The sequence below is a fragment of the Rugamonas fusca genome, from assembly GCF_014042365.1.
Taxonomy (GTDB): domain Bacteria; phylum Pseudomonadota; class Gammaproteobacteria; order Burkholderiales; family Burkholderiaceae_D; genus Rugamonas; species Rugamonas fusca.
In genome coordinates this window covers 69688-88749 of the sequence record NZ_JACEZS010000001.1, presented here as the reverse complement: position 1 = coordinate 88749, position 19062 = coordinate 69688, and the positions used below count along the sequence as shown (strand labels likewise).

The 19062-nt window shown below is 66.2% G+C and carries 11 protein-coding genes; 5 read left to right on the top strand and 6 right to left on the bottom strand.

Annotation, left to right across the window (positions count from 1 at the left end):
• Positions 1-62: 62 nt before the first annotated feature.
• From H3H36_RS00335 to H3H36_RS00325, 3 genes are all read left to right on the top strand, one after another.
• Complete coding sequence (locus H3H36_RS00335) at positions 63-3752, top strand: DUF748 domain-containing protein (RefSeq protein WP_182212994.1); 3690 nt, start codon at positions 63-65, stop codon at positions 3750-3752.
• 415 nt (positions 3753-4167) lie between these two features.
• Complete coding sequence (locus H3H36_RS00330; protein ID WP_182212993.1) at positions 4168-5484, top strand: NRAMP family divalent metal transporter; 1317 nt, start codon at positions 4168-4170, stop codon at positions 5482-5484.
• Between the two features lie 16 nt (positions 5485-5500).
• Positions 5501-6829 carry a carbohydrate porin gene (locus H3H36_RS00325; protein WP_182212992.1) on the top strand — a complete coding sequence of 443 codons (1329 nt, stop codon included), beginning with the start codon at positions 5501-5503 and terminating at the stop codon, positions 6827-6829.
• Between the two features lie 23 nt (positions 6830-6852).
• On the opposite strand, the gene H3H36_RS00320 is transcribed toward H3H36_RS00325, so the two are convergent.
• Positions 6853-7626, bottom strand: a complete 774-nt coding sequence (locus H3H36_RS00320) for a hypothetical protein (RefSeq protein ID WP_182212991.1) — start codon at positions 7624-7626, stop codon at positions 6853-6855.
• 165 nt (positions 7627-7791) lie between these two features.
• On the opposite strand from H3H36_RS00320, the gene H3H36_RS00315 reads away from it, so the two are divergent.
• Positions 7792-8496: a glutathione S-transferase N-terminal domain-containing protein gene (locus H3H36_RS00315; protein WP_182212990.1), complete on the top strand. Its 705-nt coding sequence runs from the start codon at positions 7792-7794 to the stop codon at positions 8494-8496.
• A 26-nt stretch (positions 8497-8522) separates the two neighbouring features.
• Here the strand turns inward: H3H36_RS00315 and H3H36_RS00310 are convergent, their stop codons facing one another.
• Together H3H36_RS00310 and H3H36_RS00305 are read right to left on the bottom strand one after the other, a co-directional pair.
• Positions 8523-10457, bottom strand: coding sequence for a PQQ-like beta-propeller repeat protein (locus tag H3H36_RS00310; RefSeq protein WP_182212989.1), 1935 nt, complete (start codon positions 10455-10457; stop codon positions 8523-8525).
• Between the two features lie 134 nt (positions 10458-10591).
• On the bottom strand, positions 10592-12667 hold the full coding sequence (locus H3H36_RS00305) for a sensor histidine kinase (RefSeq protein WP_182212988.1): 2076 nt from the start codon (positions 12665-12667) through the stop codon (positions 10592-10594).
• 246 nt (positions 12668-12913) lie between these two features.
• Here H3H36_RS00305 and H3H36_RS00300 point away from each other — a divergent pair, with 246 nt between their 5' ends.
• Entirely contained in the window at positions 12914-14296 is a 1383-nt protein-coding gene (locus H3H36_RS00300) for an amino acid permease (RefSeq protein ID WP_182212987.1), read from the top strand.
• Between the two features lie 57 nt (positions 14297-14353).
• Here the strand turns inward: H3H36_RS00300 and H3H36_RS00295 are convergent, their stop codons facing one another.
• From H3H36_RS00295 to H3H36_RS00285, 3 genes are all read right to left on the bottom strand, one after another.
• A complete protein-coding gene (locus tag H3H36_RS00295) occupies positions 14354-16066 on the bottom strand; it encodes an AMP-binding protein (protein WP_182212986.1) in 1713 nt (570 codons plus the stop codon).
• 363 nt (positions 16067-16429) lie between these two features.
• The gene (locus H3H36_RS00290) at positions 16430-16654 is read right to left on the bottom strand and encodes a hypothetical protein (RefSeq protein ID WP_182212985.1); all 225 of its coding nucleotides are present in this window, start codon (positions 16652-16654) and stop codon (positions 16430-16432) included.
• Positions 16647-19061, bottom strand: coding sequence for an efflux RND transporter permease subunit (locus H3H36_RS00285; RefSeq protein WP_182212984.1), 2415 nt, complete (start codon positions 19059-19061; stop codon positions 16647-16649). The genes H3H36_RS00290 and H3H36_RS00285 overlap by 8 nt, the downstream gene beginning before the upstream one ends.
• Position 19062: the final 1 nt, after the last annotated feature.

Genomic DNA, 19062 nt, shown 5'->3' with positions numbered 1-19062 from the left:
GCCAAGGGGGCATACTCTCGTCTGTAACCAATGATGTGCGATGAAATAAGGACGTGAGTTTGATGGAAATACGCTGGAAACGGTGGGTGGCGGGCAGCGCGGGCGTGATGGCCGTGTATGCGGGCGCGGGATTTTGGTTGTTGCCGCAGATTATAAAAAGCCAGGTCCCCAAGATCGGACAATCCGTGCTGGAACGGCAGATGTCCGTGGGCGAGGTACGCTTCAATCCCTACACGTTGCGGCTGGAAGTGCGGGACTTCCGCCTGGCCGAGGCGAACGGCGCCCCGCTGTTTTCGGCCAGCCAGTTGACAGTGGACCTGGAATGGCGCTCGCTGTTGCGCCGCGCGTGGACGCTGGCCGAAGTGCGCCTGACGGCGCCGCAGGCGCTGCTGGCCATAGGACCGGACGGCAGCTTCAACATCGCGCGGCTGATGGACACGCTGAACCGCCGCCCGCACGAGGAAAGCAGCGGCATGCCGCGCCTGTCGATCGGCAGCTTCGTGCTCGAACAGGGCAAGGTGCCGCTGCGCGACCAGCACGCCGGTTACGTGGACGAATACACGCCCATCGACTTCAAGCTGGCCAACCTGAGCACCCTGCCCGATGAAAACGGCAGCTACACTTTCAGCGCCGACGCCACGGGTGGCGGCACGCTGCGCTGGCGCGGCGACGCCAGCCTCAATCCCATCGCCGGCAAGGGCGAGCTGGTGCTCGACAAGGTGGCCCTGCCCGGCCTGGCCGCCTACCTCAAGCCCTACACGCGCGCCAGTGTGACGGCCGGCCTGCTGTCGGCCACGTTGCCCTATCATTTCAGCTACAAGGACGGCAAGTTCGACGCGGGCCTCGATGGCGCGGCGCTCGGCCTGCACGACCTGGCCGTGGCCCAGGGCACGCCCGCGGCCACCTTCGCCGCGTTGAAGACGTTTGAGTTGACGGGCGTGCGGGCCAATCTCGCCACCCGCGCGGTCACGGTGGAGCGCCTGGGCGCTGCGGACGGCAAGTTTTCCCTGCGCCGCAACGCCAGCGGTGAACTGGATCTGGCCCGGCTGGGCGCCCCCGAGACCCCGAAATCCAGCGCCGCACCGGCAGCACCGGCAGCACCGGCAGCGCCTGGATCGGCCACGCCGGCACCGGCCAAAGCGGCAAGCATCCCGCCGGCATCGGCAACGGCCAACGCCACGCCAGCGCCAGCAAAACCCGTCGCCCCGCCGCCACCGTGGAAACTGCAACTCAAGCAGCTCGACTTCGACCGCATCGCGTTCGACGCCATCGACGAAACGGCCAGTCCCGCGCTCAAGGTGAGCATGGACAAGGCCCAGCTGCACCTGCGGCTGCAAGCGGAACAGGCCCCGACCGGCGTCAAGCTCAATCTGGACAACGCGGCATTCTCGCTGGCCGACCTGACGTTCGCCAGCGGCACGCAAACCCCGTTCAAACTCGGTGAACTGGGCTTCACTGACGGCAGCATCGACCTGGCCGGCCATCGCGCCACGTTCGGCCGCCTGTACGCGGACGGCGGCCAGCTGCAACTGGCGTTCGACGCCAGGAGCCAACTGGCCATGCTGGCCCACCTGCCCGGCAGCGGCAAGCCCGCGGCGACCGCCACTGCCGCCACGACCGCCAAGGCCACGCGCGCCGCGAAGGCCGCGCCCGCGCCAGCCGCCGCGCCAGCGCCAGCGGCCACGCCATGGCAGGTGAACGCGAAAAGCGTGGAGCTGAACAAGTTCGCGGCCGCGTACTCGGACCAGGGCACGGGCATCAAGGCCAACGTGCAGGACTTCAACCTCAAGCTCGATGACGTCAGCAATGACCTCAAACAGCCCATCAAGTTCCAGGCTGGCCTGGCCGTGCGCGAGGGGGGCAAGCTGACGGCGCAAGGTTCGCTGGTCCCGGCCACGGGCGCCGTCGACACGGCCGTCGAAGTCAAACAACTGGCGCTGGCGCCCGTGCAGCCGCTGCTGGCCAAGTTCGTGAAACTGAAGCTGGCCGGCGGCACCGTCTCCGCGCGCGGCCAGTTGAACACCAAGCCCGGCCCCGCCAGCCGCACCAGCGTGCGCTACGTGGGCGCGTTCGACGTGTCCGGCCTGGCTCTGAACGAGGACGATGGCGACCGCTTCGCCAGCTGGAAAACGGTGCGCACCGATAAGCTGACCCTGAGCCTGGCGCCCGACCTGCTCGATATCCCGGAGTTGCGCATCGTCGAACCGAACGCCAAGCTGATCATCGAGAACGACCGCAGCTTCAACGCGGCGCGCCTGCTGGTCCATCCAGCTGAACATCCGGCGGCAGCCACGCCAACGGCGGCCAGCACGTCAGCCAACGCCGCGGCCAGGCCCGCGACCACGGCCACCACCACGGCGGCCAAGCCGGCCGTCGCTGCCGCGGGCAAAGCGGCGGCGCCGGCCAGCCAGCCCTTCCCGGTCCACATCCAGCGCGTGCGGCTGCAAAACGCCAAGCTCGATTTCACGGACTTGAGCCTGCGGCCCCAGTTCAGCGCCAAGATCTATGAACTGGGCGGCGTGATCACGGGCCTGTCCTCGAAACGCGATGCGCGCAGCCAGGTGGAACTCGATGGCCGCGTGGATGAATTCGGGATGGCCCGCGTGCGCGGCCAGCTCAATCCCTTCGCCGCCAGCGAGAACACGGACCTGAACGTGGTGTTCAAGAACGTGGACATGGTGTCTGCCTCGCCGTACACGATGAAGTTCGCCGGCTACAAGATCGCGCAGGGCAAAATCTCGCTGGACCTGGAATACAAGGTGCGCCAGAACCAGCTCGAGGGCAACAACCACATCGTGCTCGACCAGCTCACGCTGGGTGAACGCATCGACAGTCCGGATGCGCTCAAGCTGCCGCTGGAACTGGCGCTGGCCATCCTCAAGGACAGCGATGGCCGCATCGACCTGGGCCTGCCCGTGTCGGGCGACATGAACGATCCCCAGTTCAGCTACGGCGCCGTGGTGTGGAAGGCCGTGAGCAACGTACTGACCAAGATCGTGACAGCGCCATTCCGCGCGCTGGGCAACCTGTTCGGCGTCAGCGGCGACAAGCTCGAAGCGATCAGCTTCGATCCCGGCAGCGACACTCTGCTGCCGCCGGAGCGGGCCAAGCTGGCGCAAGTGGCGCAGATCCTGGCCAAGCGCGGCCAACTGACCCTGTCCGTGCCGGGCCAGTACAGCGAACAGTCGGACGGCGCCGCCCTGCGCGCGCGCGCCGTGCGGCGCGAGATCGCCAAGCGGGCCGGCATCAAGCTCGAAGCGGGCGAGGAACCGGGGCCGCTGGATCTGAACAGCAGCCCGGTACGCAGCGCGCTGCGCAGCCTGTACGGCGAGCGCTTTGGCTCGGCCGAACTGGATAAGGAGAAGAAGGCGGCCGAGGCGGCAGCGGCGCCCCACGCCGCCGGCAACGCCACCAGCGCCAACGCGGCGGCCGGGGCAGCCAGCGCGGCCCAGGCGGCCGCTGGCCAGAAGAAACTGGCCGTGTGGCAGAAGCTGGGCAAGCTGATCCAGGGCGAGCCGCAAGTGGTCGACGCCAGCGGCTTCTATCGTTCCCTGCAAACGAAGCTGGAGCAGCGCCAGGCCTTGCCAGCCGACGCCCTCACCCGCCTGGGCACTCAGCGCGCCGGCGCCATCGTGGCCGCGCTGACGGAAGGCGGCGTCAACCCGGCCAGCACGCGCGCCACGGCGCCGGAAGCGGTGGTGGCCGACGTGGGCCAGCCCGTCAACCTCAAACTGGGGCTGTCGGCGAAATAGGCCGGCATGCCCTCCCCGGCCCCGCGAATTGCTGGTTGACTTTGTAGCCACAAACCATTACATTCGCGGGGTTTTCATTTTATGGAGCCCCGTCATGGGCAGTTGTTCAGGTGATTGTAGTGGTCAGCTTCGCGCTGACGCCGCCAGAGCAAGATAACGCAGGATAATCTCCCGCCGTCATCTCGCCTCGCGCGGATGACGGTATCTCCAGGCCGACTCCGGTTTGCCTTCCGATGTACCATTCCCCATGCCGCCGTCCGCGCCGGTGTTTGCCGTGCGCGCGTGCGCATGGCCAGCCGGAGGGGAATGCGCCAGTCACACTACGCCACAAGTTTTATCGTCGCGCCGTCCACAGCGGACGGCGCCGGGTCACGACCGGATGCGCCGCGTGCGCTCCCTTGTAGCGAGATTTTGCATGAAGAATCAACATATCGACATCACCGGCGCGCCACGGCCGGCGCCATCGTCCAAACCCCGGCTGCAAAGCTGGCTGAAAAAACTCGGCCCTGGCCTGATCACGGGCGCCGCCGACGACGATCCAAGCGGCATCGCCACCTATTCCCAGGCCGGCGCCCAGTTCGGTCCCAACCTGCTGTGGACCATGTTCTTCACCTACCCGCTGATGGTGGGGATCCAGGTGGTGAGCGCCCGTATCGGCCGCGTCACCGGCATGGGCCTGGCCGGCAATATCCGCGCCCACTTCCCGCGCTGGCTGCTGTATGTGATCGTCAGCCTGCTGCTGGTGGCCAATACCATCAACATCGCGGCCGACGTGTCGGCCATGGGCGAGGCGCTTGGTTTGCTGATGGGCGGTTCGTCGCGCCTGTACGCGGCCTGCTTTGGCGTGGTGTCGCTGGTGCTGCAGATCGTGGTGCCGTATTCGCGCTACGTGCGCGTGCTCAAGTGGCTGACGCTGGCCCTGCTGGCCTACGTGGGCGTGGTGTTCGCCGTCCATATCGAATGGGGCCAGGTGGCGCGCTCGCTGGTGGCGCCCAGGATAGAATGGAACGCGGCCGCCATCACCACCATCGTGGCCGTGTTCGGCACCACCATCAGCCCCTACCTGTTCTTCTGGCAGGCGTCGCAGGAGGTGGAAGAACTGGAAGCCGATCCCAAGCGCCGGCCCCTGCTGGAAGCGCCCGAACAGGCCCGCCCCAGCTTCCGCCGCATCAAGATCGACACCTACCTGGGCATGGGCTTTTCCAACCTGGTGGCGTTCTTCATCATACTGACCACGGCCGTCACGCTGCACGTGCAAGGCATCACGACCATCCAGACCTCGGCCGAGGCGGCCACCGCGCTGCGCCCCATCGCAGGCGAATTCGCCTTCCTGCTGTTCGCGGCCGGCATTATCGGCACCGGCCTGCTGGCCGTGCCCGTGCTGGCCGGTTCGGCCGCCTACGCCATCGCCGGCGCGTTCGAATGGAAGAAGGGACTGGAGCACAAGCTGTTCGACGCCAAGGGCTTCTACGGCATCATCGCCGTCTCCACGCTGGTGGGCGTGGCGCTGGGCTTCACACCGATCGACCCGATCAAGGCGCTGTACTGGAGCGCCGTCATCAACGGCGTGATCTCGGTGCCCATCATGGCCGTGATGATGATCATGGGCGCCAACAGCAAGGTGATGGGCCGCTTCGTCGTCACCCGCAAACTCAAGTGGCTGGGCTGGCTGGCCACAGCCGCCATGACCGTGGCCGTGGTGGCCATGTTCATCACACTCGACCTGTCCTGAAATTAGGAAGCAACGCATGAAAAGAAACCGCAACCGCCACCTGCTGGCTACCCCGTTCTGCCTGCTGGCACTGGCCCACGCCCAGATCGCCACCGCCGACGAGAGCACGGCGCCGGAAACGTGGGCCGTGCACGGCCAGTTCACCAACGTCACCCAGCATCACAAGCGTTTCGCCTCGCCCTACCGCGGCCAGAACAGCCTGGACGCGGCCGGCCGCACCGAGGAAACCAGCGACATCACCGTGTACGCGGGCGTGCGCCTGCCCACCGGAACCGAACTGTGGCTCAATCCCGAGATCGACCAGGGCTTCGGCCTCAGTAACACGGTGGGCATGGCCGGCTTCCCCAGCGGCGAAGCATACAAGGTCGGCGCCGACACGCCCTACCTGCGCCTGCCGCGCGCCTTCATGCGCCACACGTTCGCGCTGGGCGGCCCGCAGGAAGCCGTGGAGGCGGCGCCCAACCAGCTGGGCGGCGCCCGCACACAGGACAACGTGGTGCTGACGGCCGGTAAATTCTCCGTCACCGACGTCTTCGACACCAACAGCTACGCCCACGATCCGCGCGGCGATTTCCTGAACTGGTCGCTGATCGACGCCGGCGCCTTCGATTACGCGGCCGACGCCTGGGGCTTCACCTACGGCGCGGCACTGGAGTGGAACCAGGGCAGCCGCACGGCGCGCGCCGGCGTGTTCCAGCTGTCGGCGCAGCCGAACGGCAAGATCATCCGTCCTTCGCTCAGCCAGTTCATGCTGGTGGCGGAACTGGAGCAGCGCTACCGGTGGAACGGCCACGCCGGCAAGGTCAAGCTGCTGGGCTTCGCCAACCACGCCAGCATGGCGCGCTACGCCGACGCCGTGCGCCAGGCGTCCGCCCCCAACGTGCCCGACGTGGCCGGCGTGCGCCGCACAGCCTGGCGCACCGGCCTGGCGGTGAACCTGGAACAGGAACTGACGGCCGACGTGGGCCTGTTCGCGCGCGCCAGCGTGAACGACGGCGCCAAGGAAGCGTATGAATTCACGGAGATCAACCGCTCATTGTCGGGCGGCCTGGCCATCAAGGGCACGGCCTGGGGCCGGCCGGACGACACGGTGGGCGTGGCGGCCGTCGTCAACGGCCTGTCCGGTGACGCGCGCGCCTATTTCACGCAGGGCGGCATCGGCATCCTGATCGGCGACGGCGGCTTGCAGTATGGCGCGGAGAAGATCGCGGAAGCCTATTACGCGGCCCGCCTGGGCAAGCACCTGGGCCTGACGCTGGACCTGCAGGAAGCGCGCAACCCGGCCTACAACCGCAGCCGCGGCCCGGTCCACCTGGTGGCCGCCCGCGTGCACGCGGAGTTCTGACGGCCGCCGCCAGCGGCGGCGCGCTATTTGATGTCCTTGATGGCGGCCCGGTATTCGGCCGAGGCGGCCGTGCGGGCGATGGCGCTCCACAGGGCTGCCGCCTGCGCCGGGTTAGCGTCGTGGAACTGGTGCGACAGGCACAGGTAGTGGTACGCCTGCGCGAACGCCACCGGCAGCGCTTCGATCTTGCCAGCGAAGGGTGCGCGCGCCAGCAGCTTCTGGCCATCGTTCTCATAACCGAGCGCCACGTCGCCCCGGCGGACCAGCAGCTTGGCGAAATTCGTTTCCAGGTCGGCGGCGCCATCGTCCGTCTCCAGGCCCAGGGCCCGCAGGCGCTCGCGCATCATGACCGCGCCGCGCGAGGACAGCACCTTGCCATTCACGTTCGCCAGGCGCTTGCCGTCCCAGTCAGCCGGCTCGCCCGCGCGGCGGTACAGCGTCAGGCGCAGCAGCCCGGTGGCCCGCTTCGGGTCAGGGACATCCCCGTCCATGGGAAAGGTGCAGAACGTGCTCGCCCTGGGCGAAAAGCCGGCGGCGGGATAACCCTGGGCCAGGTTGAGCCGGATCTCCTCGGCGCAGCGCGCCACGGGCGCGTGGTAGTACTCCACCCGCAGGCCCGCCCTGGCGGCGGCCATGCGCACCAGGACCTGGGACGTCCCTTCACGGTCGAGCAGCACGTAGGGTGGATGGGGGCGCGCGTCCACGCACAAGCGTAGCGCGCTCCCGGCGCCATGGGCCCAGCCACTCAATGCCAGCGCCGGCGCCGCCAACCATGCCGACCATGCGTATCGAACCATGCACTCCCCAAAACGTCATTAAGCTGCCGTGCGCCAGATTATAGCGTGGTCCGCCATGGTCAACATTCAGGTAGACGACAATCCCGGCACGCGAACGCGCTTCCTGCACACGCGGCGAAATAGGACGATAATAAAACCCCATTCTTATTTCAAATACAACCGGACATGACTGCTCTCGCCGCCTTCCCCATCACGGCCAAATGGCCCGCCGCCCATCCCGACCGACTGCAACTGTATTCGCTCACCACGCCCAACGGCGTGAAAGTCTCCATCGCGCTGGAGGAAACGGGCCTGCCCTACGAGGCGCACCTGGTCAGTTTCGACAGCAACGACCAGATGTCGCCGGCGTTCCTGTCACTCAATCCGAACAACAAGATCCCGGCCATCATCGACCCCAACGGCCCCGATGGCAAGCCGCTGGCCCTGTTCGAATCGGGCGCCATCCTGCTCTACCTGGCCGAGAAAACAGGCCAGCTGCTGCCTCAGGACGCGGCCGGCCGCTATGCAACCATCCAGTGGCTGATGTTCCAGATGGGCGGCATCGGCCCCATGTTCGGCCAGGTGGGCTTTTTCCACAAGTTCGCCGGGCGCGAGTACGAGGACAAGCGCCCGCGCGACCGCTACGTGGCCGAGGCGGCGCGCCTGCTGGGCGTGCTGGAACAACGGCTGGCCGGGCGCGACTGGATCATGGGCGCGCAATACACGATCGCCGACATCGCCATCTTCCCGTGGGTGCGCAACCTGATCGGCTTCTACGAGGCGGGCGAGCTGGTGCACATCGAGCGCTTCCCCAACGTGCAGCGGGTGCTGGCCGCGTTCTTGGCGCGGCCAGCCGTGGCGCGCGGTCTGGCCATTCCGGCGCGCGCCTGAGCGGCGGTCAGCCGCCGCAAACGCGGCTATTGCAAGTTAATCGCCGCCAGCGTGCCAGCCGGATGCCGAATGTACAGGATACCGTTGCCGGAGATGGCCAGTTCCCCCCCCAGTGAACTGCGCCATACGATCTGATGGGTGCTCAGGTCGACCGCGACGGTTCCCTGGTCGGAAGAGACGAACGCCAGATTGCGCGTGACGAGTACACGCGCGTAGACTTCGCCTGACAATGGCGTGCTCCACAGCAGGGTGCCGTCCGCGGCCGAGCGCGCATCGAGCGCCTGGCCCATCAGGCTGGTCGTGTACACGACGCCGTTGGCACAAGCTGGTTCGCTGACTGCAACGCCCTTGACGGTCCACGCCACCGTGCGCTGGCCAGTATCAAACGCGACCAGCCTGTTTTCCTGCGAAAAGAACACCCTGCCATCGGCTATGACGACCATCCCCGCACGGCTGGTGTACTGGTTGTAATCCGGATCGGCGATCGACCACGCCGCAACGCCCGTCGCCACGCTATAGGCCACCAGTTTTCCACCGCCGTAGCCATAAACGTCATTGGCGTCCACGGCCGGCGTGCGCGAGATGTGGTTGTAGACCGCCATATTCCGCCAGGCGAACTGCTTATCCAGGCTGGAAAACTTGCTGAGGTAAGGCATGCCGCGGTCGGAACTGGCGATGTACGCAACGGTCCCCACGGCATTGGGCGCCATCGTCTCCGGCAGTTCCCCGAACATCTGGGTCTTGCTGCGCTGCGCCCCCGTACGCTGGTCGAGGACCGCCAGATAGGTCTGAGTAAGATCCCCGCACAGCACATACACCTGGCCATTCGCTGCTGCGGGCGCTGTCGCGCCGAAACACCTGCCCAGCGGGGCCCGCCATGCCTCAGCGCCAGTGGCCTCGCTCAGCGCCACCACATCATAACCACGTACCGTATCAAACTCGGTCAGGTAGACCATGCCCTGGTCGACGGCAATACTGCCAGGACCACCGCCAGCGCCGATGCCGCCGATGACGAAATTGTCTACCGGGACCTGCAACTTCCAGCGCCGGCTGAATTTGGATGGATCGAAACTGGCCGGCACGTACCCCGTATGCGCGGCATTGCCTTGATAGGTGGACCACGCCCCCAGGCCCGCCACCGGTGCCAGGGGGCTTAGGTTGGCGCCAGGCTGCACGGTCACCGACACCGGCAAGACCCAGGGCGAACCCGGCACCGGATGTTGACACACGGTCGCATCTTCACGACACAGTTGCACTTCGACTCGGTCACTGTAATTGCCCACCTGCAGGCCGGCGGAGCTGGTCAAACTGGTGCTGAAACCATCCTTGGTTGGGTAGACGTTACCAACGGTGACCAAGCCGCCGGGTGCGACGACCTTGATATGGTACTGCTGCCCCACCAGATCACCGCTGATCGTGGCCGTTAAAGTCGCGTGAGCGGGTTCGCCCGGCGCGGTCGTGAAATCGAGCGACGCTGACGATAACGTCAACCGCTTCGCCGCTTCGGCCATCGACTTCATATTGAAGTGCACCGGCACGTGCCACGGGGAACCCGGCAACGGTTGCAGACAGACCGCTGGATCGTCCTCGCACAGGCGCACCTCGAGATAGGCCACACGGGGACCACTTGGCAAGGTGGGCGAGGTCGACAAATCAGCCCGGTAACGCAGGTCGCTCAAGGCCGTGACGGTGCCGTCGGTGGTGATCGAACCACTGCCGTCGATAACGGCAATGTTGACCGGTTGGGCAAAGCTGCGGCTCGACGTGGCGGTGACGGAAAACGGGATACGCTCACCCTGATAACCCGCTATTTCGGGCTGGGAAACCGTAAAGCTCAGCCAATTCCCATCCGGGTTGGGGGCGGCCGGGCCGGTGCTGGACGATCCCCCACCCCCGCCGCCGCAGCCGGCCAACAACCAGCCCAGCACCAGCGGCACCGCAAAAACCTTCGTAAAGCGCATATCAATAACTCACCGAACTTCATGAAATCGCGGGATGCAATTTCTTATGGGAGCACATTATACGATATGCAAGATTACATCTTAACAAAGACGCCGCCAGGACGCCGCCCGCCGGCCGGGCCCGGCAGGTCAACTCACATGGGGAGCGGCGCCATCGTCGCCGTTGTATCCATCGGCAGCCGCAAGATGATTTCGGTGCCGGCGCCGGGCACGCTGCTGATCTCCACCTTACCCTGCATCAGGTCCACGGCCAGGCTGTGCACGCTGGCCAGTCCCAGCCCGGTGCCGCTGCTGCCCAACTGGGTGGTGAAGAACGGTTCGAACACCTTGGGCAAATGCTCGGCGGCGATGCCGCAGCCGTTGTCGCGCCAGCGCACCAGCACGGCCTGGTCCTGGCAGGCCACTTCGATGGTGATGGCGCCGCCGCTGCCACCCGGGAACCCGTGGAACAGGCTGTTGTCCAGCAGTTGCTGGAAGATCAGGCCGCACGCGCCCGGATAGCCGCTCATCCACACGTGCGCTGGCAGCGTGAACGCCAGCGTCACGCCTTGCGCCGCCAGGCGCGGCTGCCAGCCGGTGGCGTTGGCGCGCAGCAGCTCGCACAGGTCGAAGCGGCACAGCGGCTCCTGCTCGGGATGGCTGGACAAGCCCTTGAACCGTTCCACCAGCCGGTTGATCTGCACAATGGCGCGGTCCAGCAATTGGCCGCCCTGCAGCAAATGGGCCAGCAGCGCCTGCAACTGGCTGCGCCGCAGCGTGCCATCGTCCAGGCTATGCTGCAGCTCCCCGGCCTGCGCGGCGATGGCGCTGGCCGCCATGCGGGCATTGCCCACCGGCGTGTTCAACTCGTGCGCCATGCCCACCACCATGCGCGACAGGCCCAACTGCTTTTCCTGCGCCATCAGCGAGCGCATGGCCTGTTCCAGCGCGGCCGTGCGTTCGCGCACCTGCCGCTCGAGCTCATCGCGGGCCTGCCGCAGGGCCGCCTCGGCCGCCTCGCGTTCGCGCACTTCCCGCCGCAGCTTGTCGAGCGCCACGGTCAGTTCCGCATTGCGCTGCTGCAGCGAATGCTCCAGCGAAGTGCCGTGCTGCGCCAGTTGCGCATTCTGGTGCAGCAACTGGGGCCGCTCCATGACGGCGTTGATGGTGCCGCCCAGCGCCGTGGCCAGTTCGCGCTTGTGACGCCGTTCCACCTGCACCTGGCGCAGGCACGCTTGCAGCGTTTCCTCGAAATAGCCCCACTGGCGGCCGTAATGGCGGATCGCGTAGGCGACGATCTCGCGCGAGCCCGTGCTGTGCGGGGGCTCCTGCGCCAATTCGGCGTCGAACGCGAGCAGCGCTTGCCACGCGTCCGCGCGCACGCCTTCCACGCACCCCAGCAACACATCACACAGGCGCAGCGCCAGTTGCCAGTACGGTTGCACGCCAGCGTCGCCACGGCTGTGGTGGAACTGGGCCAGGTAGTCGCGGCAATCGGCGGCCTGGCCCAGCGTGGCCTTGACCACGGCCAGATTGAGCAGCGCCAGTCCTTCCTGGTAATGGAGCTGGTGGCGGCGCGCCACCTGCAGCGCCAGCTCGCGCTGGGCCAGGCAATCACGCCAGTACGGCGCTGCCTTGCCGGCGTCGTCCTCCTCCAGCGCCAGGTAATAGGCGGCGGAGGCGGCGTAGTTGAGCAGCAGGTTGTGGACGGGCGCGGTCAGCTCCGCGGGCCGGGCCAGCAGCTCGGCGCAGGACAGGCGCAGCTCCAGGTACATCTCCGAGCCAAACAGCACCGTGCAGCGAATGGCCTGCATCTGCAGCGCCAGCTGTTCCTGGCCACAGCGCTGATACAGTTCGCCAGCGCGGGCCACGCTGTCGAGCGCGGCGTGGTGCAGCCGCATGCGGCCCTGTATCCATTGCAGCGCGCGCCACGCGGCCGCCTGCGCCATCGGATGGTTCTCCGCCTGGGCTTGCACTTGCAAGCGCTTGGCGTGCATCAGCAAGTCGTCTGGCCGGGCCTGTTCGCCGAGCGAGCGCACCAATATCTGGAAGGCCTGCAATTCCAGTGATTGCGCCGCCGTCAGCGACAAGCTGGCCAGCCGTTCCAGCGCGGCCGGCGCGTGGGCCAGCTCGAAACCCGTGAGGGTGGCGCGCACTTCGCGCAGCAAGGCTTCGCCCTGCGCCTTGTCGTTCTGCGCGGCGCGGTCGGCGGACGTGTCGGATACAGCCATGGCGCTCCCCATCCCGGCCGGCGCGGCCATGCCGGATCACTGAACCGCAGTATCCCACGAAGTACGGCCGGGTGGCCACGATGTTGCTAGCGAACTACAAGCCATGGCACGCGCGCAGGCGGTTCCCGGAGCGCCACCCTATTTCTTGCTTTGCTAGCAATGGCTGGCTGTGCGAGAATCGTCGGGTTTTGCGGCCCGGCCGGCAACCCGCCGGCCTCCGGCTCCGGAACGACACCAGGAGATAAGATGTCAGGTGAGCATAACGAACTCAAACGCGGATTGAAAAGCCGCCACATCCAGCTGATCGCGCTGGGCGGGGCGATCGGCACCGGGCTGTTCCTGGGCATCGCGCAAACCATCCAGATGGCCGGGCCGTCCGTGCTGCTCGGTTACGGCGTGGCCGGCTTCATCGCCTTCCTCATCATGCGCCAGCTGGGCGAGATGGTGGTGGATGAGCCGGTGGCCGGCTCGTTCAGCTATTTCGCCAACAAATACTGTGGCCACCAGGCTGGTTTCATGTCGGGCTGGAATTACTGGGTGCTGTATGTGCTGGTCAGCATGGCCGAGCTGTCGGCCGTGGGCATCTACGTGCAGTATTGGTGGCCGGCCATCCCCACGTGGGTATCGGCGCTGGCCTTCTTCCTGATCATTAATGCCATCAGTTTAAGCAACGTGAAAGCGTTCGGCGAGATGGAATTCTGGTTCGCCATCATCAAGGTGGCCGCCATCGTCGGCATGATAGGCTACGGCAGCTGGCTACTGCTGTCGGGCGGCGCGGGCCCCGAGGCCAGCGTGGCCAACCTGTGGCAGCACGGCGGCTTCTTCCCCAACGGCGTGGGCGGACTGGTGATGGCCATGGCCGTCATCATGTTCTCGTTCGGCGGGCTGGAACTGGTGGGCATCACGGCGGCCGAGGCGGACAATCCCTCCGTCACCATCCCCAAGGCCACCAACCAGGCCATCTACCGCATCCTGATTTTCTACATCGGCGCGCTGGGCATCCTGCTGTCGCTGTATCCGTGGCAGAAAGTGGTGAGCGGCGGCAGCCCGTTCGTGCTGATCTTCCATGCGCTCAACAGCAACCTGGTAGCCAACGCCCTGAACGCCGTGGTGCTGACGGCCGCGCTGTCCGTGTACAACAGCGGCGTGTACTGCAACACGCGCATGCTGTACGGCCTGGCCCAGCAAGGCAACGCGCCGCGCATGCTGCTCAAGGTGAATGGACGCGGCGTGCCGCTGGCGGCGCTGGGCGTATCGGCCATGGCCACGGGCGCCTGCGTGGCCATCAACTACTTCATGCCGGGCAAGGCGTTCGAAGTGCTGATGGGGCTCGTGGTGTCGGCGCTGATCATCAACTGGGGCATGATCAGCTGGATCCACCTGCGTTTCCGTGCGCAGAAGCGCGCGGCCGGCCAGGTCACGGCATTCCGCAGCCTGGGCTACCCGCTGACCAATTACCTGTGCCTGGCCTTCCTGGCCGGTATCCTGGTGGTGATGTATCTGACGCCGGAGCTGCGCCTGTCCGTCTATCTGCTGCCCGTATGGCTGATCGCGCTGGCCATTGGCTACCGGCTGCGGCCCAGGACGCCAAACGGCGACGACGCCGCTTGGGCCCAGGCGCCGCGCTGACGCCATTCAACACGGGGACGGAACAAGGAGTCCGTCCCCATTTCCCACCTTTACACGTCAGGCGGTTTTCGCCTCCTGCACGCCCAGTTCCTGCTTCATCAGGTCGCGGATCTTGAACTTCTGGATCTTGCCCGTGATCGTCATCGGGAATTCCTCGACGAAGCGGATGTAGCGCGGCACCTTGTGGTAGGCGATCTGGCCTTCGCAGAACTTGCGCACGCCCTCCTCCGTCAGGCTCTGGCCCGGCTTGACGACGATCCACGCGCACAACTCTTCGCCGTATTTCGTGTCCGGCACGCCCACCACCTGCACGTCCTGCACGGCCGGATGGCGGTACAGGAATTCCTCGATCTCGCGCGGGTAGATGTTCTCGCCGCCCCGGATCACCATGTCCTTGATGCGGCCCACGATGTTGACGTAGCCTTCCTCGTTCATGGTGGCCAGGTCACCCGTGTGCATCCAGCCATCGGCGTCGATGGCTTCGCGGGTCTGGGCTTCGTCGCCCCAGTAGCCCTGCATCACGGAGTAGCCGCGCGTGCACAGTTCACCGGGCTGGTTGCGGGCCGTGACGATGCCCGTGTCCGGGTCCACGATTTGCACTTCCAGGTGGTCGCGCACCATGCCGACCGTGGACACGCGCATGGCCAGCGGCGTATCGGTGCCGCTCTGGCAGCTCACCGGGCTGGTCTCCGTCATGCCATAGGCGATCGTCACTTCCGACATGTGCATGTCGCCCACCACCCGCTTCATCACCTCCACCGGGCACGGCGAGCCGGCCATGATGCCGGTGCGCAGTGTGGACAGGTCGAATTCGGCGAAGCGTGGATGGTCGAGCTCCGCGATGAACATGGTGGGCACGCCATGCAGCACCGTGCAGCGTTCATCCTGCACGGCCTGCAGCACGGCCAGCGGTTCGAAGCCGCTGCTCGGATAAACGATGCAGGCGCCGTGCGTGAGGCTGGCCAGGTTACCCAGCACCATGCCGAAGCAGTGGTACAGCGGCACGGGGATGCACAGGCGGTCGCGGTCCGTCAGCTTCATGGCCTCGCCGACGAAGAAGCCGTTATTGAGGATATTGCGGTGGGTGAGCGTGGCGCCTTTGGGGAAGCCCGTGGTGCCACTGGTGAACTGGATGTTGATGGCTTGCTGCGGCCGCACGCCGGCGGCCACCTCGCGCACGCGCGCGCCGTCCGCCTGGCCGCGTGCCAGCAGCGCTGAAAAACGCAGCATGCCCGCTTCCTCGGCGCCGGCGCCCTGCTCGTCTATCCACACCACGGTGCGCAGGTCCGGCAGGCGCGCGCAATGCAGCGCGCCCGGCGTGGCGCTGGCCAGTTCCGGCGCCAGTTCGCGGATCATGGACAGGTAGTCGCTGGTCTTGAAGCGGGCCATGCTGACCAGGGCCTTGCAGCCTACCTTGTTGAGTGCATACTCCAGTTCCGCCACGCGGTAGGCGGGGTTGATGTTCACCAGGATCAGGCCCAGGCGGGCCGTGGCCAGCTGCATCAACACCCATTCCACATTGTTGTGCGACCAGATGGCGACCCGGTCGCCCGTGGCCAGTCCGGCGCCCAGCAGCGCGCTGGCCAGGCGATTGACCTCGGTTTGCAGCTCGCGGTAAGTGTAGCGGCGCCGCTGGTGCAGGCTGACCAGCGCTTCGGCGTCCGGGTGGCGCGCCACGATGGTGTCGAAATAATCACCGATGGTTTGTTCGATCAGCGGCTTGTCCGTCTGGCCGCGGGCATAGCTTGGTACAACCTGGTGCTGCGTCATGTAAGTCTCCTGTCATTGCACTTTTGATCATTCTTGAATCAGAGCATTTAATTTATTTGTGTAAAGATACCGCAATCGGCGGCCTGCGCGGCGCACTTTTTGCGGCAGTCATGACTTGGAGAGGAGTATGGAACAGGCGCCAACGGGAAGACTGGCTGCCCGTGCGGCAAGTTGAGGCGGCAATGGGGACGCCGTGCGGCGCCGCGGCCCCCTGTGGAAAAGCTTCTGCTTTTGCTTCTGTTTTCTTCTGCTTTTTCCTGCTTTCCCCTGCTTTGCAGTTACCGGGCAAAATAGAAGAAAGCAGAACAAAGCAGGGCCGGAAATCGAATGGAATCCACAGGGATCCGCACCGGCCAGCGGCCCCTATGCCGGCTGATTGCGCAGCAGCACCTGCCGCACGCTGGCGCCGTACCAGCGCCCGCCCAGCGGCGCAGCGATGCCGCAGCGATTGAGCAAGGCGGCGATGCGGTGAAACGTCTGGCCACCCGAGCGCAGGGCGGCAATCATGCGCAGCACCGTCTGATCGATGCCCTGGACTGGCCCCGGCAGCGTGCCGCGCCGGGCCGCTGTGGCTGCCCTGTCAGGCATGGCTGCGCGCCTGTACCTCGTCCCGCGCCGCCGGCCGCGTGCCGGCAGGGCGCACGATCAAGGCGGCCAGCGCCGGGATCATGACGATGGCGCCCACCATATTCCACAGGAACATGAACGTCAGCAGCAGCCCCATATCGGCCTGGAACTTGATGTCGGACCAGACCCAGGTCAGCACGCCCAGCGCCAGCGTCACGCCCGTCAGCGCCACGGCGGCGCCGGTGCCCTTGAGCGTCTCGAAATACGCTGCCTTCAGGTCCAGGCCGCGGTCCAGGAAATGCTGCAGCCGGTTGTAGATGTAGATGCCATAGTCCACGCCGATGCCGATACCGAGCGCGATCACGGGCAGCGTGGCCACCTTCACGCCCAGCCCCAGCCGCGCCATGATGGCTTCGCACAGGGCCGACGTGATATACAGCGGCAGCATGATGCAGATGGCCACCCGCCACGAACGAAACTCCCACCACACCAGCAAGGCCACAATGGCATACACGAGGATCAGCATCTGCGTCTGCGCCTGGGCGATGACGATGTTGGTGGCCGCGTCGATGCCGGAATTGCCGCCGGCCAGCGTGAACCGGGCCGTCTTGTCGTCATTGGCCGCCGCGAAGGCCTGGGCCGCCCGCACCACGCGGGCCAGCGTTTCAGCCTTGTGGTCGGCCAGGAAGATCATCACCGGCACCATCGAGCAGTCGTTGGAATACAGCTCGGACGGCAGCACGCGCTGGGCCGCGTTGGACACGTAGCGGTTGCGCGACAGCGCATGCCAGCGCAAGTCGCCGCCGTTGGACCCTGCGATCACCTTCTTCATGCCGCTGAACAGCGACGTGGTGGACTCCACCCCCGCCAGGTTTTCCATCTCCCACTGGAAGCGGTCCACCTTGTCGGCCACGGGATAGGAACCGCACTCGCCGGGGGCCGTCTTCACCATCACCACGAACACGTCGGCGCTGGTGGCGTAATGGCCGCTGATGTAGGCGCTGTCGCGGTTGTAGCGCGACTCGGCGCGCAGCTCCGGGGCGCCGGGATCGAGGTCGCCGATCTTCAGGTCGCGGCTCATGGTCCACGCCCCGCCCAGCACCAGCAACGCGAAGGCGACGGCCATGCGGGCGAAGCGCGGCTCGGCGAAGCGGGCCAGCGCATGGGCCATGCGGTGCCGGCTGGCCTGCTTGCGGGCCTGGTGGCGCAGGCAGGCGTCCGACACGCCCACGTAGGACATCAGTATCGGCAGCAGGAACATCTTGGTGAGGATGATCACGCCCACGCCGATGGAGGCGGAAATGGCCAGTTCGCGGATCACGCCGATGTCGATCACCAGCAGCGTGGAAAAGCCCACCGCGTCGCACAGCAGGGCCACGCTGCCGGGGATGAACAACTGGCGGAAGGTCAGCTTGGCCGTCTCCATGTTGGAGGCCCCGGACAGCCGGGCCGTGGCCATGGTGTTGATGTTCTGGACCGCGTGCGAGACACCGATGGCGAACGTGAGGAACGGCACCAGGATGGAATAGGGATCGAGCCCGAAGCCGATCAGGTGCACGATGCCAAGCTGCCACAGCACGGCCAGGCTGCAGCAGAACACAGTGGCCAGCGTGCTGCGCCAGCAGCGCGAGTACCACAGCAGCAGCGCCACCGTGAGCCCGAAGGTGATGGCGAAGAACAGGCCGATGGCGCGCGCGCCATCAATCAGGTCGCCCACCACTTTCGCAAAGCCGGTGATGTGGATGCGCACTCCGTCCTTGCCGTACTTGTCGCGCACCAGCTTCTCCAGCCGTTGCGACAGTTGGCCGTAATCGAGTTTAGCGCCCGTGTCCGGGTCCGTTTCCAGCAGCGGCACGAGCACGATGCTGGAGCGCTGGTCGGCCGCCACCAGGCTGCCGATGCGGCCTGAGCGCACCACGTTGGCGCGCACTTCGGCGATCTTCTCGGGCGAGCCGTCGAAACCCTGCGGGATGATCTGGCCGCCCACCATGCCCGCCTCCGTCACTTCCGTCCACAGCACGTTGGGCGTCCACAGCGATTTCAGGTTGCCCCGGTCCACGCCGGGAATGTAGAACACCTCGTCGGTGATGCGGTGCAGGGTTTCCAGGTATGCGCGGCTGTAGATGTCCTTGCCCTGCGTTTCCACGGCGATGCGCACCACGTTGCCCAGCGGGCGCAGTTCGGCTTCGTACTTCAGGTAGTTGGCGATGAAGGGGTGCGAGGCAGGCACCATCTTCTGGAAGCTGGCATCGGGCTTGAGCTGGGCCGCCTGCCAGCCAAACAGCACGGAAGCCAGCAGGAACAGGATCAGGATGGGCAAACGCCAGGCGAACAGGCGCGGCTCCAGCGTCCGTTCCAGCAGGCCGGGTTTTTCGTGGCCGCAGGCTTCGCCGTTGCCGGCCGTGGGTGTTTTGTCGTTCTGGGTCATG